The organism is Variovorax sp. GW821-FHT09B01 (genome assembly GCF_059418345.1).
The window spans coordinates 499,600-520,232 of the sequence record NZ_JBWKPQ010000001.1 but is presented as its reverse complement, the minus strand read 5'-3'; the positions used below and the strand labels follow the sequence as shown (position 1 = coordinate 520,232).

At 70.8% G+C, this 20,633-nt stretch carries 21 protein-coding genes; 6 read left to right on the top strand and 15 right to left on the bottom strand.

The window, feature by feature from the left end:
* Positions 1-156 precede the first annotated feature (156 nt).
* The 5 genes from AC07RV_RS02290 to AC07RV_RS02270 all read left to right on the top strand — a co-directional run bounded on the left by AC07RV_RS02290 (position 157) and on the right by AC07RV_RS02270 (position 1,595).
* Positions 157-315 carry a hypothetical protein gene (locus AC07RV_RS02290; protein WP_296775701.1) on the top strand — a complete coding sequence of 53 codons (159 nt, stop codon included), beginning with the start codon at positions 157-159 and terminating at the stop codon, positions 313-315.
* Between the two features lie 114 nt (positions 316-429).
* Positions 430-777, top strand: coding sequence for a hypothetical protein (locus tag AC07RV_RS02285; RefSeq protein WP_093350118.1), 348 nt, complete (start codon positions 430-432; stop codon positions 775-777).
* A gap of 24 nt (positions 778-801) precedes the next feature.
* Entirely contained in the window at positions 802-981 is a 180-nt protein-coding gene (locus AC07RV_RS02280; RefSeq protein ID WP_093350121.1) for a hypothetical protein, read from the top strand.
* 8 nt (positions 982-989) lie between these two features.
* Positions 990-1,307, top strand: coding sequence for a hypothetical protein (locus AC07RV_RS02275; protein WP_256222818.1), 318 nt, complete (start codon positions 990-992; stop codon positions 1,305-1,307).
* Positions 1,308-1,340: 33 nt separating this feature from the next.
* Positions 1,341-1,595 carry a DUF1488 family protein gene (locus AC07RV_RS02270; RefSeq protein WP_296775693.1) on the top strand — a complete coding sequence of 85 codons (255 nt, stop codon included), beginning with the start codon at positions 1,341-1,343 and terminating at the stop codon, positions 1,593-1,595.
* On the opposite strand, the gene AC07RV_RS02265 is transcribed toward AC07RV_RS02270, so the two are convergent.
* Positions 1,592-2,290, bottom strand: a complete 699-nt coding sequence (locus tag AC07RV_RS02265; RefSeq protein ID WP_296775690.1) for a Crp/Fnr family transcriptional regulator — start codon at positions 2,288-2,290, stop codon at positions 1,592-1,594. The two genes, AC07RV_RS02270 and AC07RV_RS02265, sit on opposite strands and share 4 nt — an antisense overlap.
* Positions 2,291-2,428: 138 nt before the next feature.
* Complete coding sequence (locus AC07RV_RS02260) at positions 2,429-3,169, bottom strand: Crp/Fnr family transcriptional regulator (protein ID WP_296775688.1); 741 nt, start codon at positions 3,167-3,169, stop codon at positions 2,429-2,431.
* A gap of 254 nt (positions 3,170-3,423) precedes the next feature.
* Between AC07RV_RS02260 and AC07RV_RS02255 the strand changes: the two genes are divergently transcribed.
* On the top strand, positions 3,424-3,687 hold the full coding sequence (locus tag AC07RV_RS02255; RefSeq protein ID WP_093350133.1) for a hypothetical protein: 264 nt from the start codon (positions 3,424-3,426) through the stop codon (positions 3,685-3,687).
* Between the two features lie 9 nt (positions 3,688-3,696).
* Here the strand turns inward: AC07RV_RS02255 and AC07RV_RS02250 are convergent, their stop codons facing one another.
* The 13 genes from AC07RV_RS02250 to psrA form a co-directional block, all read right to left on the bottom strand.
* On the bottom strand, positions 3,697-4,407 hold the full coding sequence (locus AC07RV_RS02250; protein ID WP_296775684.1) for a glycosyltransferase family 2 protein: 711 nt from the start codon (positions 4,405-4,407) through the stop codon (positions 3,697-3,699).
* 205 nt (positions 4,408-4,612) lie between these two features.
* The gene (gene acs, locus AC07RV_RS02245) at positions 4,613-6,610 is read right to left on the bottom strand and encodes an acetate--CoA ligase (RefSeq protein ID WP_492713611.1); all 1,998 of its coding nucleotides are present in this window, start codon (positions 6,608-6,610) and stop codon (positions 4,613-4,615) included.
* A gap of 39 nt (positions 6,611-6,649) precedes the next feature.
* Positions 6,650-7,951: an MgtC/SapB family protein gene (locus AC07RV_RS02240; protein WP_296779922.1), complete on the bottom strand. Its 1,302-nt coding sequence runs from the start codon at positions 7,949-7,951 to the stop codon at positions 6,650-6,652.
* A gap of 4 nt (positions 7,952-7,955) precedes the next feature.
* Positions 7,956-9,560 (bottom strand): alkaline phosphatase D family protein, encoded by a 1,605-nt coding sequence (locus AC07RV_RS02235; protein WP_296779919.1) that lies wholly within the window; start codon positions 9,558-9,560, stop codon positions 7,956-7,958.
* A gap of 50 nt (positions 9,561-9,610) precedes the next feature.
* Positions 9,611-10,678: a porin gene (locus tag AC07RV_RS02230; RefSeq protein WP_296779916.1), complete on the bottom strand. Its 1,068-nt coding sequence runs from the start codon at positions 10,676-10,678 to the stop codon at positions 9,611-9,613.
* A 112-nt stretch (positions 10,679-10,790) separates the two neighbouring features.
* The gene (locus AC07RV_RS02225) at positions 10,791-12,050 is read right to left on the bottom strand and encodes an alkaline phosphatase family protein (protein WP_296779914.1); all 1,260 of its coding nucleotides are present in this window, start codon (positions 12,048-12,050) and stop codon (positions 10,791-10,793) included.
* A complete protein-coding gene (locus AC07RV_RS02220) occupies positions 12,047-12,847 on the bottom strand; it encodes a phosphodiesterase (protein ID WP_296779911.1) in 801 nt (266 codons plus the stop codon). The genes AC07RV_RS02225 and AC07RV_RS02220 overlap by 4 nt, the downstream gene beginning before the upstream one ends.
* Positions 12,844-14,547 carry a dipeptide ABC transporter ATP-binding protein gene (locus AC07RV_RS02215; RefSeq protein ID WP_296779909.1) on the bottom strand — a complete coding sequence of 568 codons (1,704 nt, stop codon included), beginning with the start codon at positions 14,545-14,547 and terminating at the stop codon, positions 12,844-12,846. Before AC07RV_RS02215 ends, AC07RV_RS02220 begins: the two co-directional genes overlap by 4 nt.
* A gap of 14 nt (positions 14,548-14,561) precedes the next feature.
* Complete coding sequence (locus tag AC07RV_RS02210; RefSeq protein WP_057591920.1) at positions 14,562-15,407, bottom strand: ABC transporter permease; 846 nt, start codon at positions 15,405-15,407, stop codon at positions 14,562-14,564.
* Between the two features lie 3 nt (positions 15,408-15,410).
* Positions 15,411-16,367, bottom strand: a complete 957-nt coding sequence (locus AC07RV_RS02205; RefSeq protein WP_296779906.1) for an ABC transporter permease — start codon at positions 16,365-16,367, stop codon at positions 15,411-15,413.
* A gap of 49 nt (positions 16,368-16,416) precedes the next feature.
* A complete protein-coding gene (locus tag AC07RV_RS02200; protein WP_296779903.1) occupies positions 16,417-17,982 on the bottom strand; it encodes an ABC transporter substrate-binding protein in 1,566 nt (521 codons plus the stop codon).
* A 109-nt stretch (positions 17,983-18,091) separates the two neighbouring features.
* Entirely contained in the window at positions 18,092-19,537 is a 1,446-nt protein-coding gene (gene phnY / locus AC07RV_RS02195; RefSeq protein ID WP_296779901.1) for a phosphonoacetaldehyde dehydrogenase, read from the bottom strand.
* On the bottom strand, positions 19,534-20,631 hold the full coding sequence (gene psrA, locus AC07RV_RS02190) for an iron-containing alcohol dehydrogenase PsrA (protein ID WP_296779898.1): 1,098 nt from the start codon (positions 20,629-20,631) through the stop codon (positions 19,534-19,536). Before psrA ends, phnY begins: the two co-directional genes overlap by 4 nt.
* Positions 20,632-20,633: the final 2 nt, after the last annotated feature.

Below are 20,633 nucleotides of genomic sequence, written 5' to 3'. Positions count from 1 at the left end.
TACAAGGCGGCGCGCGATGCGACTGCACGGCTGCGACGCGCACGAAAGTCGAGCCCTTGGGAGCAAACAGGCGTAGCGTGGGCCCGCTGCCCGGCGCAGCGGACACCCGAACCGGATGCACCGCTCGACGCCATGGCTTGCAATGAAAGCGTTCCCATGAAAAAGCCCCTCCCCGTCCTTCCCGCCGCCGTGGAGCTGCCGGTCGTCGCGTCCGCGCCCCCCGAGATGGGATCGCTGCGCGCCGCCCTGATCCTCGCCGGCGTGCTCTACGTCGCCGTGCTGCTCGTGCTCTGGGCGATCGATGCGTATTTCTAGGCATCGAAGCCGCTGCCGCGGGCACGCTATGCGAGTTGGCGCACAGACAACGGCGCGTCGTGAGGGCTAGAACCGGGTGTCGCGCATTCGCGCAGCAGCTCGGCTCGGCATCCCATGATCCCCACCCCCTTCGTTCCCCGCTTCCGCGGCGCCGCGCGGAACTCGGCGAACCCGCCGCCACCGCCCCCGGGCTGCGATGCCTTCGAGCACCGCATGGCGCTGCTGCAGGCCCTCAATGTCCGGCTGCGCTCGGCCGTGCGCACGGGTTCGGCGGAGGCAACGGCCGCGAGCGCCTGTCGCCTCCAGCAGGTGGTGCTGGAGTGCTCGGTGGACCTCGATGTGCTGCATCGCGGCCTGCGTGCGGAAAGCGCGCGCGGGCGCTGGCTCGAGGAAAAGACATGCAGCCACCGGCAGTTCGGTGCGCCAGCGAACGGACAGGCGCGCATCGATGGCGCACGCTGAAGTCCCACCTGCCCGGAACGCTCCATGACACTGGCCCACGACATCGCCGCACTCGAACAGCGCATCGCGCAGGAAGAAGAAAAGCGCGACGCGTGGCGCGCCGTCGGCGCCAACGAGAAGTACATGGAGGCCTACGGCATGGTCGAGGCCCTGGAACTGCAACTCGAACGGAAACTGCTGCAATCCGGCAGCTACAAGGAATGAGCATGCCGATGACCCAGACCCCCGGGTGGCCGCAGCTGCGGCCACCGGCGCGAGCGAAGTTCTCGACCGGCGACGAGATGGACATCCAGTTGCTGGTTCGCCTGGGCCGCATGATGCCGCCCCGGATGCTGGCCCTGTCGGCGGATATCGCCGCGGCCAGGCGGCTGGTCGGGGCCGGAATGATCGAGGTCACGGGCCAGCTCCGGTCCGAAAAGCGGATACCGGCCATGTATGCCGTGTACGTGCGCCAGATCACGCCGGCGGGGTTGTCGGCCATCGCGGCCGAGAAAGAGCGGGCCCGCGGCCCGTCGGGGTTCGGCCTGTGACGACGCGGCGCGCTGCCCGCGGGAGCTAGCACGATGTCCGACACCCCTTTCTTCCACGATGCCTCGAACGCGGTGCGCTTCTTCGTGACGGTCGACGGTCGCTCGGTCGACGCCAGCATCGGCAAGACGACCCTGCACTACCACTTCCGCACCGGCGACAACGCCGATCCGCTCGAGACCTATGCATCGCATGCCGAGGAGATCGATGCCGCCGTGCGGCGCCGGCTGGCCCAGGGATCGACGCCGCCCGTGATGCTGCGGGAGCACGACCTGCGCAGCACGGGTTAGCGGCGCGAGCCCTCAGGGATCAATTCCGAATAGCTGCGCCGGTGGGCCCGGTAGCAATCGCACGCGGCCTGCTCCAGGCCCGCGCGGTCGGTGATCGTGATCACGCCGCGCCGGTAGTCGATCAGATGCCGCGCATGCAGCGCGGTGGCGGCGTTGGTGATGCCGACCCTGCGCACGCCCAGCATGTGGCCCAGCGCCTCATGGGTCAGCGCGAGCTGCGTGGAATGCGCGCAATCCTGCGTGGTCAGCAGCCAGCGCGCCAGCCGCTGCTCGATCGCATGGAAGCGGTGGCACAGGCCCGAGCGGCCGAACTCGGTCAGCAGCACGCACACGTAGCGATGCAGCACGCGCGCGAGCGGCGTGCTGCGCGACAGCTCCCTGGCGAAGGCGTGCGCCGTCAGGCGCCACGCCAGGCCCGGGCCCTGCACCAGCGCGCGCAGCGGCGCACGCTGCACGCCCAGCGACAGCTCCCAGCCCAGCGCGCCCTCGTTGCCCACCATGCCCGCCTGCAGGCCATCGTGGCCGTCGGCGGTGGACACCAGCGAGACGAAGGCGCTGGTGGGGAAATGGATGTGATCGATGACGTCGCCCGGCTCGTAGAGGACCTGGGGCGGCGCGAGCGGCACGCTGTCGCAGCGTTCGAGCAGGTGCGCCCTGTCGCTCGGCGGGAGCGCCTCGAGCAGGCGATTGAGCACGGGGCGGGTCGGGTCTGGTGTCACTGAGCCGCCTGTAGCGAAGTGCCGCGCGGGAATGCGCGAGCGAGCGCATTCTGTCCGAGGGCCGCGGCCGCGTCTGTGCGAAGGCGCACACGGGCGCAGTGCGCGCCCGCGCGCTCAGGTCGCCAGGCGGCGCGGCAGCAGGCGATCGGTCTCGCGCTTCACGACCTCGTAGCACTCGCACACCTGCTGCTCGAGGCCCGGGCGGTCGAGCACCGTGATGCGGCCCCGCGCGTATCGGATCAGCTTCAGGCGCTGCAGCTTGCCGGCCGCTTCGGTGACCCCCTCGCGCCGCACGCCGAGCATGTTGGCGATCAGCTCCTGGGTCATCACCAGTTCGTTGCCGGGCAGCCGGTCGAGGCTCAGCAGCAGCCAGCGGCACAGTTGCTGCTCCAGCGAATGGTGCCGGTTGCACACCGCCGTCTGCGACATCTGCGTGATCAGCGACTGCGTGTAGCGCAGCAGCAGGTGAAGCAGCGGACCGCCCTGCTCCGTCAGCGCGCGGACATGGCTCGCGCCCAGCCGCAGGGCGTGGCCCGCGCTCTGCACCACCGCGCGGTTGGGCGTGCTGCCGCCGCCCATCAGCAGCGACACGCCCACCATGCCTTCGAGTCCGACGACGGCGATCTCGGCCGACTGCCCGTTCTCGAGCACGTACAGCAGCGAGATGATGCAGTCGATCGGGAAGAAGACATGCTGCTGCACGACGCCCGATTCGTAGAGCACCTCTCCCAGCCGCAGCGGCACGCGCTCGAGAAAGGGCTCCATCCGGGCCATCACCTCGGCGGGAATGGCCTCGAGCAGGCCGTTGCGCGGGGCAGCCGCATTCAATGAAGACGAACGCGGCGACGATGCCATGGCGGAGCGCTTCCAAAGTTCGCATCATTCTGCGCCAGGGCGGCCGGTGTCTGTGCGGCAGCGCACCAACCGACCGGCATCGAGGCCCTGCCCATCTCCTGCGTCGCGATGCGTCGAACACCTACGGCACCAGGGCGGGCCCGCTCCGCAGACTCGCGGCCTGCATCGGCAGCGGTCGAACAACCTTCAGGAGGCCCTATGGCAGACGATCCCACAAAGCTTCGCGACGCGGTGAAGGCCGCCGGGAGGCTGCAATGAGCCGGCTGCGCCGCATCGCGGTGTTCGTCGAGGAAGTGGAGCCAGGTCATTTCCACTGGGTGCTGCACGAGCAGGGCGACGACGCCTCCGAGTGGGTGGAGCTGTCGGCCAGCCCCATGGCCTACGACCTGTGGCTCGACGCCTTCGAGGACGGGTGCGCCGAACTCAAGCGCATGGTCCGCGACGAGAACATCGGGCCGCGCACTCCCGGCGAGGACGAGGATGCACCGCCCGTCGGTCCGCTGGGCGGTGGGGACTGACCAGGCCTTTCAAGCGACAGCGGCGGCGCCCGAGGGCCCACCCGCCGCTTCGGCCAGGCGCTGCGCCACCGCATGGAGCAGCGCGGTGGCGAAGCCACCCTCCGCGCGCGCATCGGTGCGCGCACTGGTCACGACGCGCGGCAGCGCGCTCCATGCGATCGAGCATCCGGCATCCGCCAGCGCCCGCACCAGCGCGACGTCCTCGCTGCAGGCCAGATGCCGAAAGCCGCCGGCCCGGCGATAGGCCGCGGCCGAGACACCCAGGTTGGCGCCATGCACGTGGCGATGGCCCTCGCGATCGGCGTAGGTCGCGCCGAAATGCGCTGCGAGCAGCCCGGCGTTGCCGCCATGGGGCGACCAGTCGGCCACCGAGACCGTGCCGCAGACCACCTCGGTCTGCAGCGCCAGTTGCGCGGCCAGCCAGTCCTCGGACACCAGCGTGTCGGCATCGGTGAACGCGAGCCAGCGTGCGCCGCGCGCCAGCAGGGCCTCGGCACCGACGGCGCGCGCCATGCCCACGTTGCGCGCGCGGATCGTCACCGTCAGCGCATCGCAGCAGGCCGCCACCACGCCGGTCGCGTCGGTGCAGGCGTCGAGCACCACGATGGTCTCGACCTTTTCGCCCGCCAGCGCGGGATGCAGCGACGCCCGGCGCGTCGCCGCGAGGCAGGCGCGGATCGTCGCCTCCTCGTCGTGGGCGGGGACGACGATGCCGATCATGTCGTGCCTCGCGCGGCGACGGCGTGGCGGTTCGGTGTGGCGGGCAACCGCGCGTTCTTCGGTGGCTGGGTCATGGCGGTGTTCGCGTACGGTGTGGGGGTAGACGCTGCAAGCTAGCCCGTCCGTTCACCGCCCCTTGTAGGACACGCCGCTTCGCTGGCGTCGTTGCACCGGTCGCCGACAGCTCCCGGCGCGGCCGCGTCTCTCAGTTCGTCTGCGACAACTGATCGAGGATGGCCGGGTTCTCGAGCGTGGAGGTGTCCTGCGTGATCGCCTCGCCCTTGGCGATGCTGCGCAGCAGCCGCCGCATGATCTTCCCGCTGCGCGTCTTCGGCAGGTTGTCGCCGAAGCGGATGTCCTTGGGCTTGGCGATCGGCCCGATCTCCTTGGCCACCCAGTTACGCAACTCGGTGGCGATCTGCTTGGCCTCCTCGCCGGTCGGCCGCGCGCGCTTGAGCACCACGAAGGCGCACACCGCCTCGCCCGTCACGTCGTCGGGGCGCCCCACCACCGCGGCCTCGGCCACGAGGTCGGTCTTGGACACCAGCGCCGACTCGATCTCCATCGTGCCCAGCCGGTGGCCCGAGACATTGAGCACGTCGTCGATGCGGCCCGTGATGCGGAAGTAGCCGCGGTCGGCGCTTCGCACGGCGCCGTCGCCGGCCAGGTAGATCGTCCCGCCCATCTCCTCGGGGAAGTAGCTCTTCTTGAAGCGCTCGGGGTCGTTCCAGATGGTGCGGATCATCGAGGGCCAGGGCCGCTTGATCACCAGCATGCCGCCCGCGCCGTTGGGCAGGTCCTTGCCGGTCTCGTCCACGATCGCGGCCATGATGCCCGGCAGCGGCAGGGTGCACGAGCCCGGCACCAGCGGCGTGGCGCCCGGCAGCGGCGTGATCACGTGGCCGCCGGTCTCGGTCTGCCAGAAGGTGTCGACGATCGGGCAGCGCTCGCCGCCGATATTGCGGTGGTACCACATCCAGGCCTCGGGATTGATCGGCTCGCCGACCGAGCCGAGGATGCGCAGGCTCGTGAGATCCCAGTTCTTCGGATGCACCTTCTCGTCGCCCTCGGCCGCCTTGATCAGCGAGCGGATCGCGGTCGGCGCGGTATAGAACACGCTGACCTTGTGCTTCTCGATCATCTGCCAGAAGCGCCCCGCGTGCGGGAAGGTGGGGATGCCCTCGAACACCACCTGGGTGGCGCCGGCCGCGAGCGGGCCGTAGGCGACGTAGGTATGGCCCGTGATCCAGCCGATGTCGGCGGTGCACCAGAACACGTCCTCGGGGCGGATGTCGAAGGTCCAGTCCATCGTCATCTTGGCCCACAGCAGGTAGCCGCCGGTGGCGTGCTGCACGCCCTTGGGCTTGCCGGTGGAGCCCGAGGTGTAGAGGATGAACAGCGGATGCTCGGCATTCACCGGCTCGGGCGCGCACTCGGTGCTCTGGCCGGCCAGCGCCTCGGCGAAGGTCTTGTCGCGGCCCTCGACGCGGTGCCAGGCCGAGGGCGTGCGCTCGAACACGAACACGGTCTTGATCGACTCGCAGCCGCCGAGCGCGATGCCGTCGTCGACGATGGCCTTGAGCGGCAGCTCCTTGCCGCCGCGCAGCTGGAAGTTGGCGGTGATGACCGCGACCGCGCCGGCGTCGATGATGCGTTCCTGCAGCGCCTTGGCCGAGAAGCCGCCGAACACCACGCTGTGGGTGGCGCCGATGCGCGCGCAGGCCTGCATCGCGATCACGCCCTCGACCGTCATCGGCATGTAGACGATGACGCGATCGCCCTTCTGGATGCCCTGCGCCTTGAGCGCATTGGCGAACTGGCTCACGCGCGCGAGCAGTTCCTTGTAGGTGACCTGGGTGACGGTGCCGTCGTCGGCCTCGAAGACGATGGCGGTCTTGTTCTCGACCGGGGTGCCGATGTGGCGGTCGAGGCAGTTGGCGCTGGCGTTGAGCTCGCCGTCGCCGAACCATTGGTAGAACGGCGCGTTCGATTCGTCGAGGATCTTGCTGAAGGGCTTGGTCCACTGCAGGTGGCTCGTGGCCTGGCGACTCCAGAAGCCTTCGAAGTCTTCCTCCGCTTCCTTGCACAGGGCTTCGTAGGCGGCCATGCCGGAAATGCGGGCGCCTTGCGTGGCGCGGGCATCGGGCGGGAACACGCGGTTCTCGACCAGGACGGATTCGATGTTCTTCGAGGGATTGCTCATGGGTATCGGGTTCGAGGGATGGAGGTATCGGTGCGGCCTTCAGTGGCCGATCGGCAGCATCGGCAGGACCACATGCCAACCGGCCAGCCCGAGGGCACCGGCGACGGCGATGCACAGCATGGCCGTGCACAGCTTCGTGGTCAGGCGGCGTTCGCGCGTGCGCAGCACGAAGGACATGCTGAAGGCAATGCTCGTGAGCGAGGCCAGCACCGCGCCCGTGCCCGCCGTGGTGGCCGACAGGCTGCCCTGCGACGCGAGCGCGGCGGCCGCGGCCACGGCGCTCGCGCTCGACATCAGGCCGCCGACCACGCTCACGAAGTAGAAGCCCGCATCGCCGAACTGCCGCTGCGTGAGGCCGCCGACGATGTGCAGCACCAGGAACACCACGCCGTACTTGAGCGCCAGCGGCAGCGAGAACGGCAGGTCGAGCTTGATCTCGGGCACATCGGGCACGGGCCCGCGCGTGGCGCGCCGGTAGCTCCACAGCACCAGCACCGCGCTCGCGAGCATCATCAGCGCGAAGGCGCCCGAGGCGCCCAGCAGCGCGAGCGGCGCCAGGATCAGCAGCAGCCCGGCATTGCGCACCACCATCGCGGTGGTCGCCAGCAGGATGCCGCGGTAGGCCGTGCCCACGTAGGCGCCGCGCGTGGCGACGACGCGCGAGGCCATCTCGATCACCGTGAAGTTGCTGTTCACCAGCCCGCCGAGAAAGCCCGAGAGCTCGGTGCCGCGCGTGCCGTAGAGCTTCCAGAGGATGTAGTTCACGAAGCCGATGCCCGCGATCAGGATCACCGTGACCCAGGCGGCGCGCGGCTCCACCAGGTGCCACGGTCCCACGGCCCCGGCCGGCAGCGCCGGATAGATCACGATCGCGAGGATGGCCAGCAGCAGCGCCGAGCGCATCTCGCTTTCGGTCAGCCCGGCCGAGAAACCGGCCAGCCGTTCCTTCCACGCCAGCAGCGCGGTGGCCAGCACCATCACGGCCGCGGGCGCGATGGTGTGGCCCTGGCCGCAGAGCACGCCGGCCAGGCAGGTCACGAGCATGGCGGCCGAGGTCGTGAGCTCGGCGCCCTGCCCGGCGCGCAGCGTCTGCACGTTGAGCAGCACCGCGAGCACGCCCACCAGCGCCAGGCACAGCAGCGCCACCGGCATGCCGAGCAGGCCGCCGAGCGCGCCCAGCAGGCAGATGAAGCCGAAGGTGCGCAGCCCCGCCTCCTTGCCGCGTCGCTCGCGCTCCAGCCCGATCAGCAGGCCGAGCGCCAGGCTCAGCGCCAGCCGCACCAGGATTTCCAGGTAGGGCCACTCGGCCCCGGTGGTCATGGGGATGGTCTTGTCTGGCATGGGGTCAGACCGCCCGGGGACCCGGCACGCAGTCGTCGACCGCGAAGCGCGCCAGCGTCGAGATGCCGCTGTCGGGCAGCGCCACGTCGTCGAGCACGCGCAGCGAGGTGAGCCAGCGCCCGGGCGTCACGTCGGCCACCGCATAGCCGCGCCTGTCGGAACGCGCGAGCAGGATGTGCGGGTTGTTGTCGGCGATCTCCTGCGCGCGGCTCTGCGCCGTGCCGCTGGCCGAGGCGATCGAGGTGCCGCAGAACTCGCTCGCGATAACCGGCGACTGCGGCCGCGAGAAGTCGGCCAGCACGCGGCTCACGTAGTTCTGGTGGATGTCGCCGCCGAGGAACACTGTGTTGCGCGCGCCCGCGCCCTGCACCGCGTCGAGCACGCGCTGGCGGCTCGCGGGATAGCCGTCCCAGGTGCTGGGGTGGTAACTCTCGGCCGGCAGCGGCTTGTAGTTGCGCTGCGCGAAGATGGTCTGCTGCGCCACCACGCTCCAGCGCTCGCCCAGCGCGGCGTCCTGCGCCAGGCCCTGCTCGAGCCAGCGTTCCTGGTAGCTGCCGAGGATCGAGCGCGCGGGGTCGCGCAGTTCGGGGCAGCCGGTGGGCGTCACCGAGCTCGGCGATTCCTCGCCGGGCACGCGGCAGGGCTGGCGGTCGCGGTACTGGCGCGTGTCGAGCATGTGGAAGCGCAGCAGCCGGCCCCAGGCATGCCGCTCGTAAATGCGCAGGCCGTCGAGCGTGCCGAGCCCGCCGATGCCCTGCGTGAGCACCGAGGCGCGCAGCGGCATGTTCTCGTAGAAGGCCTGGTAGCCGGCGCCGCGCCGCGCGAGGAAGTCGCCCGCCGCGCCGGTGCCTTCGAGGCCCGCGTAGTCGTTCTGCACCTCGTGGTCGTCCCAGGTCACGAGCCAGGGGCAGGCGCGGTGCGCGGCCTGCAGCTGCGCGTCGGTCTTGTAGAGCGCGTAGCGGTCGCGGAAGTCCGCGAGCGTCTTCGCGGCCGGCAGCGTGTGCGTGCGCACCAGCTGGTAGCTCGGCGGCTTCTTCGGCATCGCGTATTCGTACACGTAGTCGCCGAGGAACACGACCAGGTCGAGGTTCTCGTCGAGCATGTGGCGGTAGCCCGCGTAGTGGCCCTGCTCCCAGCGCTGGCACGAGACGAAGGCGAAGCGCGTGCGCCCGGGCATGGCGTGCGGGGCCGGCGCGGTGCGCGTGCGCGCCGTCTGCGTGACCGCGTCGCCGTGCATGAAGCGGTAGAAGTACCAGCGGTCCGGCCGCAGCCCCGACACCTCCACGTGCACCGCGTGCCCGAGCTCGGCCAGCGCGTTCGCCTGGCCCGCGCGCACGATGCGGCGGAAGGCCTCGTCCTCGGCCACCTCCCAGCGCACCGTCAGCGCGGCGGGCAGCGGCAGGCGCGGCGTGTCGAAGGGCACGGTGCCGGGCACCGGGCCGTCGAGCAGCCGGGTCCACAGCACGAAGCCGTCGGGGGTCGGCGACCCGCTGGCGACGCCGAGCGGGAACAGGTCGCGCTGGGCCAGCGTGTTCGACCAGCTCCAGCGCGGCAGGGAGGTGGCGGCCGCGGCGGCCGAGGCCAGGCGGATGAGATCGCGACGGTGCATGCTTGTCTCCAATCGTGGATTGTGGGGGTGGTTGCGCGGGACGGGCGCGCTCAGAACGCGTGCCGGATGCCGAAGTTCTGGCCGCTGGCCGCGTGGTCGGCGAGACCCGCGACGTCGCCGCCGACGGTCAGCGCGGCACCGCGGCGGTTGCGCACATGGGCAACGGTCGCATAGAGCGCGGTGCGCTTCGACAGGTGGTGCACGTAGCCGAGCGCGATCTTGCTGGCGCGCGAACGGTCGCCCGGGTAGCGGAAGGCCACCTGCCCGTAGCTCGCGCGGATCTCGCCGGGGCCGACCGGCACCGTCACGCCGACGGTCGCGCCTTCGAAGCGCTTGGAGCCCAGCGGCATCTGCACCCGGTCCTGCGCGTAGAGCGCCTCGACCGATGCCACGCCGAAGTCGTAGGCGACACCGAGGCTGGCCGAGCGGATGTCGCGCGGGCGCGTGGTCGGCGCCTTCGGCCCGCCCAGGGTCCGGCTGTAGGCCGCGCCCACGCGGAACGCGCCCTGCCGATAGCCGAGGCGCCCGCCGAGGTAGCGCTCCGCGTCGCCGCCGTCGACCGCCTCGGGCAGGCCGTACTGGAACTGGCCCGAGAAGCCGCCCAGGTCGCGCGGCAGGAAGTAGCCGACCGAGTTGCTCACGCGCACATGGGAGCTCTGACCCGCGTTGGCGCTGCCGTAGAGGACGGCGCGGCCGCGGTAGACGATGCTCTCGCCGACGCCGTTGGTGACCCAGGGCCCCGAGAAGTCCGACTGGATCAGGTAGGTCGGCGTGTAGTCGCGGCCCAGCCGCAGCTCGCCCCAGGGGCCGGCCAGGCTCACGGTCGAGCGCCGTGCGAGGTCGAAGGAGGTCGGGTTGTCGACCGCGAGCGAGCCCTCGAGCCAGAAGCCCGCGCTCAGGCCGCCGCCGAGGTCCTCCTGGCCGCGAAAGCCCAGACGGCTGCTCGCGAGCCCGTCGGAAGCCAGCGCGGTCTGGCTGCCCTTGCCGTGCACGCGGTAGTGGGCGACGCCGGTGTCGATCAGCCCGAACAGGGTGACGGTCGACTGCGCGTGACAGGCGCCGATGGCGAGCATGGCGCCGCCGGCGATGACGGGGGTGAATCTTCTTTGTCTCTTCATCTTTTTCTTCGAGTGGTGGGGGTGACCCAGGGATGGCGACGCGCAGGCGGGCCCCTCACGCACATGCGTGACGAATCCATCCGGCGTCGGGGGAGCGAAAGACGCGGCGCGTCTACTGCAATGCGCGTCCCTGCATGCCGTCCGCCGCGACGCCGAGGTGGCGCAGCACGGTCGGCGCGATGTCGATCAGCGACGCGGGTTGGCGTCGCTCGCCGGGACGAAGCCCTCCCCCTCTCAGGTAGAGAAAGGGATGCTGTTCGTGTTCGCCCAGTCCGCCGTGCTGCGCGCAGCCGACGGGCGATGAATCGCTGAACGGGCTCAGCAGCGAGACGCTGCGACCCGGCACGCCATGGGGATTGGCGCTCGCGTCATGGCGCAGCGCCAACGCCAGGCCGAGCGGGCCTTCGGTCGGCAAGCCGATCTCCGCGAGGGCCTGGCCGGCGAACACGCGCTCCGTGAAGTCCTGGTCCTGCAGCCAGCGCACGAGCGCGGGAATGGCGTCGCGCGCCTCGTCGGCGAAGTAAAGCAGCGCGGCATTGCCGTTGGGCGCCACCACCACCTCCTGCGATTCGCGCGATTGCTTCCAGCCGGCCTCGACCAGCAGCGCGTCGAGGTCGATCTTGCGTTCCACCGTCTCCATGCCGTGGTCGGAACAGGCGACCAGCAGGATCTCGTCGCCGGCCGGATCGAGCGCCTCCACGGTGCGCCGCACCTGGTCGACGCAGGCATCGGCGTGGGCGATCATCGCCAGGTGCTCGCCCGATCCGAGCGGCACGCTGTGCGCCGTGTGGTCGGGCTCCGAGAGCCACAGCACGGCCAGCGCGGGCGCGCGTTCGCGCAGCACCTCGCGGCAGAAGCGATCGGTCATCGCCCGGTCGCCCGCGGCGCCCACCTCGATGGCCAGGCCGTCCGCCAATGCGACACCGCCCGGTCCGCGCGAGCCGGCGCGGTGGTAGACATGGCCGAAGCCGTCGGGGTCCTGCAGGTAGGCCGCGCCCGGCGACACGTTCGACATGACGATCGCGCCGCCCTGCTGCGCCAGCCGCTCGGCCCAGGTCGGGCGCCGCAGGGTGCGGCCCGTGGCGCGGCGCAGGCGTTCGAGGAAGTCGGGCTTGCCCACCGACAGCCGCACCAGCGCGCCCTGCTCGCGCAGCACCATGGTGTTGCCCAGCAGGCCGTGGGCGGCCGGCAGGCAGCCGGTGGCCATCGAGGCCGAGCTGGTGCGCGTGGTCGAGGGAAAGACGCCGCGCGCCGAAACGAAGTCGGCGCCCTGCGCGCGCAGCGCCGCGAGCGCGGGGGCCACGTCGGGCGTGACCAGGTCCGCGCACAGGCTGTCGCAGACCACCACGACGGCGCGCCGCCGGCCGCTCATTTCGAAGCGTCCCGGGGCGCCGGGAGCGTGGACTTGTCGAGGTAGTCGTGGAAGTGGACCGTGACCTGGTCCGCCGCGAGGAACACCACCGCATAGGCCGGCGGCTCGTGGCTCTTGGGCACCGGCGAAATGGTGTGCAGGTCGAACGGCACCTGGTGGTTGAGGCCGCGCAGGGTCGAGAACGGAATGCCGCGCCAGCTGCCGCAGACCGGCCGGTGCACGTGGCCGAAGAACAGGTGGCGCAGGTTGCGCCGGCTCGCCAGCAGCCGCGCGAAGGGCTCGGGGTTCGCGAGGCCGATGCGGTCGAGGCACGGGATGCCGATGTCGAACGGCGGGTGGTGCATGAACAGGTAGGCCGGCCGCTCGCCGAGCCGGTCGAGCTCGGCCGCGAGCCAGGCCAGACGCTGCTCGCAGTAGAGGCCGCCGTTGCGGCCCTCGTCGAGCGTGTCGAGCAGCAGGAAGCTCGCGTCGGCCAGGTCGAAGCGGCCCTGCACGAAGCCGTTGCCGTCGCTCGGCCCGCCCGGGCATTGCGCCGCCAGCAGCGCGCGGATGTCGTGGTTGCCCACCAGCGGGAAGCACGGCATGGGCAGCCGCGCGAGCTGGGTGCGCAGCGCCGCGTAGGCAGCGCTCTCGCCGCGGTGCGCGAGGTCGCCCGTAATCACGCAGCAGGCCGCGTCGCGGTGGTGCTCGAGGATGTCGTCGATGCAGGCGGCGAGCCGCGCGTACGGGTCCAGGCCGTGCAGGATCTCGCCGGGCGCGACGAGGTGGGGATCGGTGATGTGGATGAACTTGGTCATGCGGCAAGGGTTTCGGGTGAGGCGGTCACGGAATGCAGGGCGGTGGCCTGCAGCAGCAGGCGCGTGTAGTCGTCGGCCGGGGCGTCGAAGACCTGGCGCGTGGCGCCGGCCTCGCGGACCTCGCCATGGCGCAGCACCACGACGCGGTCGGCCATGCGCCGGACCACGCCGAGGTCGTGGCTGATGAACAGGTAGGCCGTGCCGGTCTTGCGCTGCAGTTCGAGCAGCAGCTCCAGCACCTGGGCCTGCACCGACACGTCGAGCGCCGAGGTGATCTCGTCGCAGACGATCAGGTCGGGCTCGGCCGCGAAGGCGCGCGCGATGGCGACGCGCTGCTGCTGCCCGCCCGAGAGCTGGCGCGGGTAGCACTCGAGCAGCGCCGGATCGAGGTGCATCGCCCGCATCAGCGCCTGCGCGCGCTCGCGCAGCGCGGGGCCGCGCAACCCGGTGAACAGGGTCAGCGGCCGCTCGAGGATGGCGGCGATGCGCTGGCGCGGATTGAGCGAGGACAGCGGGTCCTGGAACACGATCTGCACCCGCCGCCGCAGCGTCGGCGAGCGGTCGGTGGCCTTCGCAGCCAGCGGCTGGCCGTCGAAGTGCAGCGAGCCGCCCGAGGGCGCCATCAGCCCCGCGACCAGCGAGGCCGCGGTGGACTTCCCGCTGCCCGACTCGCCGACCAGGCCGAGCGTCTCGCCGCGCCCGATCGCGAAGGACAGGCCGGCCAGCGCGGGCCGCGCCGTGGCCTGCGGGGGCTGGAACCAGGCGCGGCGGCGCGCCGGGTACGAGAACGCGAGGTCCTTCGCCACCAGCAGCGCGCCTTGCGCCTGTGGTTGCTGATCGCGCGCCGGCGGCTCGGCATCGATGCGCGGAATGGCCGCGATCAGCTGCCGCGTGTAGACATGCGCGGGCGCGCCGAAGATGCGCGCGGCCGGCCCCTGCTCGACGATGCGGCCCTGGTGCATCACGATCACCTGGTCGCACATGCGCGAGATCACGCCGAGGTCGTGGCTCACGTAGATCAGCGAGGTGCCGAAGCGCTCGCGCAGCGTGCGCACCAGTTCCAGCACCTGGACCTCGGTGGTCTTGTCGAGCGCGGTGGTCGGCTCGTCGAGCACCAGCACGCCGGGGTCGCCGGCCAGCGCCGCGGCGATCACCACGCGCTGGCGCTGGCCGCCCGAGAGCTCGTGCGGAAAGCGCGCGCAGATGCCCTTCGGATCGGGCAGGTTGGTGGCCTCGAACAGCTCGAGCGTGCGCGCCCGCGCCTCGGCGGCACCGCAGCCGCGCAGGTGGCGCACGGCCTCGTCGACCTGGTCGCCGATGCGCATGTGCGGCGTCAGCGAGCTCAGCGGGTTCTGCGGCACGAAGGCGATGTGCCGGCCGCGCAGCCGGCGCCGCGCCGGTTCGTCCAGGCGCAGGATGTCCTCGCCCGCGATGCGCACCGCGCCCGCGGTGATCACGCCGCCGGGCCGGCAATGGCCCAGCAGGGCGCGCGCCACGGTCGACTTGCCCGAGCCGCTCTCGCCGACGATGCCCAGGCTGCTGCCGGCCTCGACCGTGAACTCGACGCCGCGCACCGCGCCGACGATCTCCCCGTCGGCGCGCCGGTAGCCGATGCCCAGGCCCTGGACCTCGAGCCGTCCGCCGATGCGGCGCGTCGCCTGCTGGCGCCGTGCCAGTGCGTTGGATTCGGGATGCTTCATCGTTGCCTGTTCCTTCATGCCGCGTCCTGGCCGCGCGTGGCGTCCAGTCCCAGGGCCCGTGCCAGCGCCTCGGCGCCGAAGTTGAGTCCCACCACCAGGGTGGAGATGAAGACCGCCGGCGCCAGCACCAGCCAGGGTGCGAACGCGAGCTGGCTCACGCCCTCGGCGACCATCAGCCCCCAGTCGGGCGTGGGCGGCGAGATGCCCATGCCCAGGAAGGACAGCGAGCTCAGCAGCAGGATCGCGTGCGACATGCGGATCGCGAACTCGACGTAGACCACGTCGAGCGTGTTGGGCAGCAGCTCGCGCAGGATGATCGACACCGTGCCCTCGCCGCGCAGCTGCGCGGCCTTCACGTAGCCCAGCTGCACCTGGGTCAGCGCCTGGGCCCGCACGATGCGGATCACGCCCGGGAAGTACACCATCCCGATGAGCACGATCAGCACCGGCAGCGATTCGCCGAAGCCGACCGCGAACAACGCGACGAACAGGATGCCCGGCAGCGCCAGCTTGAGGTCGACGATGCGCATCATCACGTCGTCGAACAGTCCGCCGAGGTAGGCGGCCGTCACGCCGAGGATGCTGCCGACGCTGACCGCGACGACCACGCCCGTGAAGGCCGCCAGCAGCGCCGTGCGTCCGCCCCACAGCAGGCGCGACAGGTAGTCGCGGCCCAGCACGTCGGTGCCGAGCCAGAACTCGGCGCTCGGCGGCTCGGCGCGGCCGCCGTTGAGCGACATCGGGTCGTAGGGCGCGATCCAGGGCGCGGCCAGCGCGACGGCCAGGTGCAGCACGACGATGCCGATGCCGAACAGGGCCACGGGCCGCAGCAGCGCGTGGTGGTTGATCTTGAACATCATGATTCAGCGGCTCCTGGCGCGGGGGTCGAGGGCGGCCACCGCGAGGTCGGCCAGCAGGTTCATCGAGACGACGGCCAGGGCCGCCAACAGGCTGATGGCCTGCACGATCGGCACCTCGCGCTTGTCGACGGCCTGCAGCAGGATCATTCCGAGCCCGGGATAGCCGAACACCTTCTCGACCACCACGATGCCGCTGAGCAGGCCGGCCACGTAGAGCGCGGCCGAGTTGAGCGCCGGGATCACCGAGGCCGGCAATGCATGGCGCAGGATCAGCCGCAGCTCGCCCAGGCCGGTGAAGCGGGCACGCTCGACGTAGTCGCTGGCCAGCGACTCGATCAGCCCGGTGCGGATCAGCTGCACCAGGTGGGCGATGGAGCCGAACACGATGGTCGCGACCGGCAGCACCGACACCGCCAGCAGCGCCGACGGCGGCGCGTCGGCGAAGGCCAGGATCACGGCCGGGAAGACCGGGATCCAGATCGCGAACACCAGCACCAGCAGGTTGCCCGAGGCGAACTCGGGGATCGAGTAGCCGATGACCGCGCCCATCGACGCCAGCGTGTCGGGCAGCCGGCCGCGCCAGAAGGCCGCGACGATGCCCAGCAGCAGCGACACCGGAATGGCCACCAGCGCCGTCACGGCCGCCAGCAGCAGCGAGTTCTTCACCGGCTCGCGGATGATCTCGACCACCGGCGTGCCGCCGAGGATGGTCTTGCCGAAATCGCCGCGCATGGCGCCCGTGAGCCACTCGAAGTAGCGCACCGGCGCCGGCCGGTCGAGGCCCAGGTCGTGGCGCTTTCGCGCCAGGTCCTCGGGATTCATCATCGCGATCTCGTCGGCCGTGAGGCTGACTTCGAGCGCGTCGCCGGGCAGCACCTCGGTCGCGATGAACACCAGCATCGAGGCCAGCAGCAGGGTCAGCGCGTAGAGGCCCACGCGCCGCAGGAAGGTCATGAGCATGATGGGTCGCCGTTCGCGCGCGGGTCGGTGAAGGGGATGCGGGGCCGGCTCACGATTTCCAGACCTCGTCGAAGCGCATCGACCAGAACTGCGAGTGGTTGCGCAGGTCGTGCACGTTGGGCTTGTGGATCAGCAGGTTGCGCCGCCCGCCCGCGGACAGGATCGGCACCTCGTCGCGCAGGATCTCCTGCATGCGCACGTAGTTCGCGCGCCGCTTCTCGGTGGAAGGCTCGGCCAGCGACTTCTGGTAGAGCGCCATGTACTCGTCGCAGCCCGCGCCGCGCCAGTAGCCGCTCTCGTTGTTGTCGGGCCGCAGCCGGTACAGGCTCACGCCCGGATTGCGCGGGCCGGCCGGCGTGTAGGCGAAGCGGTGCTTGCGTGTCTTCTCGGCGTCCTCGACGCGCCACTTGCGGTAGCCGTCGCTCGGCCGCTGCTCGATCGGCAGCACGATGCCGGCCTCCTTGACCGATTCGGCCAGCACCTGGAACACGCGCGGCACCTCGGGCCAGGTGGGCGCGAAGTAGAAGGTCGGCAGCTTCACGCCGTTGGGATGGCCGGCCTCGGCCAGCAGCGCGCGCGCCCGCGCCACGTCGTGCATGCGCTGCAGCGGCTGGAACACGGCATTGGCCGGCGTCAGGTGCGAGTCGTTGCCGACCCAGCCGGCCTTCCTGCCGTAGACGATGCGGATGATCTTCTCGCGGTCGGCCGCCAGCGCCAGGGCCTGCCGCACTCGCTTGTCGTCGAGCGGCGAGCCCGCCACCTTGGGAATCACCATCAGCGCCTGGTCGCCGCTGCTCGACAGGCTGTACTTGAGGTCCGGCGTGCGCTCGAGGTCGGGCAGCAGGCCGGGGTCGACGCCGATCACGGCATCGAACAGGCCGCCGCGGAAACCGTTCAGCGCGCCTTCCATGCGGCCGGGCGAGCTCACGACCTCGAGGCGGTCGAGGTAGGGGAAGCCGGCGCGCCAGTACTTCTCGTTGCGCTCGAGGATGATGCGGCGCTTGGGATCGAGGCTCGCGATCCGGAACGGTCCGGTGCCGATGCCCGCGAGGCCGATCGCCTCCTTCTCGGCCGCCGGCATGATCATCAGGTGGTACTCGGCCAGCACGTAGGGGAACTCGCTGTTCGGCGCGTCCAGCGTCATGCGCACCTTCCTGCCGACCTTCTCGACCTTGACGATCTGCTTGGCGTAGCCGGTCGCGGTCTGGTGGAAGCGGTAGGACGACACCACGTCGTCGGCCGTCATCTCGCGGCCATCGTGGAACAGCACGCCCTCGCGCAGCGTGATGTCCCAGACCTTGAGGTCGGCGCTCGGCTCCCAGGCCGTGGCGAGCTCGGGCTGCACTTCGAGGTTCTCGTCGACCCAGGTCAGCGCGTTGTAGGCGCTGCGGTTGTTGAGGTCGAGCCAGTGCTGGGGATGGCGGCCGGTGCGCGCATCGCCCATCCGGTTGTTCGGGTAGGTGTTGGTGTAGACGAAGGTGCCGCCGCGTTTGGGGGCCGCCTGGGCCGCCTGCGGAAAGAGCAGCTCGCCGAGCGAGAGCGCGGCGGTGGCGCCGGCGCCCGTCAGCAATCGGCGGCGCATGGCGTCGATCGGGCAGTTGTCGTTGGGTTTCATCGTGTCTCCTGGCAGTCATCGGGCGCCTGGTCGGCGCTCTTCGGTTCGCGCCGCCTCGCATCGCATGTCGATGCGAGGCGGCGCGCCGTTCAGTCCATTTTCGGTGGGCTCACCATGGCAGCGAGAGCGTCTTGCAGTTGGTGAACGACTTGATCGCCTCCTGCACCCCTTCCTTGTAGCCAAGGCCCGAGTCCTTGATGCCGCCGAAGGGCGTGAGCTCGATCCGGTAGCCCGGCACCTCCCAGAGGTTGACGGTGCCGACCTTGAGCTCCTTCGCGAAGCGCATCACGTCGTCCATGCGGTTGGTGCAGATGCCCGACGAGAGTCCGAAGGCGGTGCCGTTCGACATCGCGATCGCCTCGTCGATGTTGGCGAAGCGCAGGATCGGCGACACCGGGCCGAAGGTCTCCTCGCGCACCACGGTCATCTCGGGGCGCACCCGGTCGAGCACCGTCGGCGCGTACAGCGCGCCCTCGCGCTCGTTGCCGGCCAGCAGCCGCGCGCCCTGCGCGACCGCCTCGTCCACCACCGCCTGGAAGCGGCGGGCCGCGGCCTCGTCGATCACCGTGCCCATGTCGTTGCCCGCGTCCATCGGGTCGCCGAACTTCCAGGCGCGGGTCTTGGCCACCACGCGCTCGGTGAACTCCGCGGCCACCTTCTCGTGCACCAGCATGCGCTTGACGGCGGTGCAGCGCTGGCCCGAGTTCTTGTAGGAACCCTGCACGGCCAGATCGCTGGCACGGTCGAGGTCGGCGTCGTCCATCACGATCAGCGGATCGTTGCCGCCGAGCTCGAGCACGATGCGCCGGTAGCCGGCCTTGTTCGCGATGTACTTGCCGATCTCGACGCCGCCGGTGAAGGTGATCAGCTCCACGTGCCGGTGCGTCAGCATCTCGTCGGCGATCTCGCGCGGGTCGCCCGTGATCACCTGCAGCATCTCGGGCGGCAGGCCGGCCTCGTAGAGCAGGTCCGCGAAGTACAGCGCCGACAGCGGCACCTTCTCCGAGGGCTTGAGCACCATGCGGTTGTTGGTCGCGACCGAGGGCACCACCTTGTGCGCCACCTGGTTCATCGGGTGGTTGAAGGGCGTGATGGCGGTGATCACGCCCAGCAGCGGCTCGCGCGTGGTGATCACCTTGCGCTGCTTGCCGTGCGGCGTGAGGTCGCAAGAGAACACCTGGCCATCGTCGCGCAGCGCCTCGTTGGCGCCGAAGTTCAGCACGTCGGCCACGCGGCCGATCTCGTAGATGCTGTCCTTCTTCGACAGGCCCGACTCGCTGGTGATCAGCGTGGAGGCCTCGTCGGTGCGCGCGCGCAGCAGCAGCGCGGCGCGGTTGAGGATCGCGGAGCGCTCGTAGCGCGACAGGCGCGGCACGTAGGCGTGCGCGATCTCGTAGGCGCGCCGCACGTCCTCCAGCGTGGCCATGGCGACGGTGCCCACCGTCTCGCCGGTGTAGGGGTTGCGCACGGCGATCGTGCGCGGCGTGTGGACCTTCTCGCCGCCGATGCGCAGCGCTTCCACGCGGATGTCCTGTCTGTCGAGAATGGCGTTCATGCCGCCTCCTTTTGTGGGGTGCCGATGAAGTTCTTGCCGCGCGCGCCGGTCAATGCATGCGCGACCATGCGATCCGCCTGCTCGCTCGACACGCCGTAGTCCGAGAAATGCGTCTTGACGCCCAGGCGCTCGATGAAGTCGGAGAGCCGTTGCGGCGCGCGGTCCAGCGGGCCGAGCGCGCGCTCGAGCACCGCGTCGCGGCCGGCGTCCTGCCCGATCGCGCGCCGCAGCACCATCGGCAGCGGGAACGAGCAGGCGATGCCGTGCGGCAGGCCGTAGCGCAGGGTCATCTCGTAGGAGATGGAGTGCGCGAGCGCGGTGCGGGTGTTCGAAAACGCCATGCCGGCCTGCAGCGCGGCCAGCGCCATGCGGGCGCGCAGCTCGAGGTCGTCCAGCTTCTCCATCAAGAGCGGCAGGGTCTCGAAGATCTGCTGCACCGCCGCGACCGCGAAGGTGTCGGACAGCGCATTCGCGTTCACGTTCCAGATGGACTCGAGCGCATGCGACAGCGCATCGAGGCCGCTCTGCAGCGTCACCGAGGCCGGCAGCGAGAGCATCAGCTCGGGATCGACGATCGCGATGCTGGGCCAGGTCTCGGGAAGGTGCAGCGAATGCTTGCGCTGCGCCTCACGGTCCCAGATCGTGGCCCAGGGCGTGACCTCGCTGCCGGTGCCGGCGGTGGTCGGCACCGCGATCAGCGTCTTCACGCGCGCCGGCACGAAGGGCTTGCCCGCGGCCAGGGCCGCCACCAGGTCGTCGAAGCGGCCGCTCTGTGTTCCGACCATCAGCGCCTTGGCGGTGTCGATCGCGCTGCCGCCGCCGACCGCAACCAGCACCTCGGCCTGCTGCGCATCGCTCCAGAACGCCTCGTAGAGCGCCCGCAGCTCGGCCACGTCGGGGTTCGGCAGCACCGCGTCGATCACGCCGGCCAGGCCGTCGCCGAGCAGGGCCTGCAGCCGGTAGACGAGCCCGAAGCGGCGCGCCTCGGGAAAGGTCACGACCACGGCCTTGCGGCCGGCCAGCAGCTTCGGCAGGGACGACAAGGCCCCTGCCCCGTACACGCTGCGCACGGGATTGAAGAATTCCTGGGACATCT

Bases quoted from the DNA above. Each gene is read 5' to 3' on its own strand.
- AC07RV_RS02215 (WP_296779909.1), bottom strand. From the start codon at position 14,547: ATGAAGCATCCCGAATCCAACGCACTGGCACGGCGCCAGCAGGCGACG.
- phnY (WP_296779901.1), bottom strand. From the start codon at position 19,537: ATGAACGCCATTCTCGACAGACAGGACATCCGCGTGGAAGCGCTGCGC.
- AC07RV_RS02220 (WP_296779911.1), bottom strand. From the start codon at position 12,847: ATGACCAAGTTCATCCACATCACCGATCCCCACCTCGTCGCGCCCGGC.
- AC07RV_RS02210 (WP_057591920.1), bottom strand. From the start codon at position 15,407: ATGATGTTCAAGATCAACCACCACGCGCTGCTGCGGCCCGTGGCCCTG.
- AC07RV_RS02250 (WP_296775684.1), bottom strand. From the start codon at position 4,407: ATGATCGGCATCGTCGTCCCCGCCCACGACGAGGAGGCGACGATCCGC.
- AC07RV_RS02270 (WP_296775693.1), top strand. From the start codon at position 1,341: ATGTCCGACACCCCTTTCTTCCACGATGCCTCGAACGCGGTGCGCTTC.
- AC07RV_RS02255 (WP_093350133.1), top strand. From the start codon at position 3,424: ATGAGCCGGCTGCGCCGCATCGCGGTGTTCGTCGAGGAAGTGGAGCCA.
- AC07RV_RS02275 (WP_256222818.1), top strand. From the start codon at position 990: ATGACCCAGACCCCCGGGTGGCCGCAGCTGCGGCCACCGGCGCGAGCG.
- AC07RV_RS02285 (WP_093350118.1), top strand. From the start codon at position 430: ATGATCCCCACCCCCTTCGTTCCCCGCTTCCGCGGCGCCGCGCGGAAC.
- AC07RV_RS02235 (WP_296779919.1), bottom strand. From the start codon at position 9,560: ATGCACCGTCGCGATCTCATCCGCCTGGCCTCGGCCGCCGCGGCCGCC.
- AC07RV_RS02200 (WP_296779903.1), bottom strand. From the start codon at position 17,982: ATGAAACCCAACGACAACTGCCCGATCGACGCCATGCGCCGCCGATTG.
- AC07RV_RS02290 (WP_296775701.1), top strand. From the start codon at position 157: ATGAAAAAGCCCCTCCCCGTCCTTCCCGCCGCCGTGGAGCTGCCGGTC.
- psrA (WP_296779898.1), bottom strand. From the start codon at position 20,631: ATGTCCCAGGAATTCTTCAATCCCGTGCGCAGCGTGTACGGGGCAGGG.
- AC07RV_RS02225 (WP_296779914.1), bottom strand. From the start codon at position 12,050: ATGAGCGGCCGGCGGCGCGCCGTCGTGGTGGTCTGCGACAGCCTGTGC.
- AC07RV_RS02280 (WP_093350121.1), top strand. From the start codon at position 802: ATGACACTGGCCCACGACATCGCCGCACTCGAACAGCGCATCGCGCAG.
- AC07RV_RS02240 (WP_296779922.1), bottom strand. From the start codon at position 7,951: ATGCCAGACAAGACCATCCCCATGACCACCGGGGCCGAGTGGCCCTAC.
- AC07RV_RS02205 (WP_296779906.1), bottom strand. From the start codon at position 16,367: ATGCTCATGACCTTCCTGCGGCGCGTGGGCCTCTACGCGCTGACCCTG.
- acs (WP_492713611.1), bottom strand. From the start codon at position 6,610: ATGAGCAATCCCTCGAAGAACATCGAATCCGTCCTGGTCGAGAACCGC.
- AC07RV_RS02260 (WP_296775688.1), bottom strand. From the start codon at position 3,169: ATGGCATCGTCGCCGCGTTCGTCTTCATTGAATGCGGCTGCCCCGCGC.
- AC07RV_RS02230 (WP_296779916.1), bottom strand. From the start codon at position 10,678: ATGAAGAGACAAAGAAGATTCACCCCCGTCATCGCCGGCGGCGCCATG.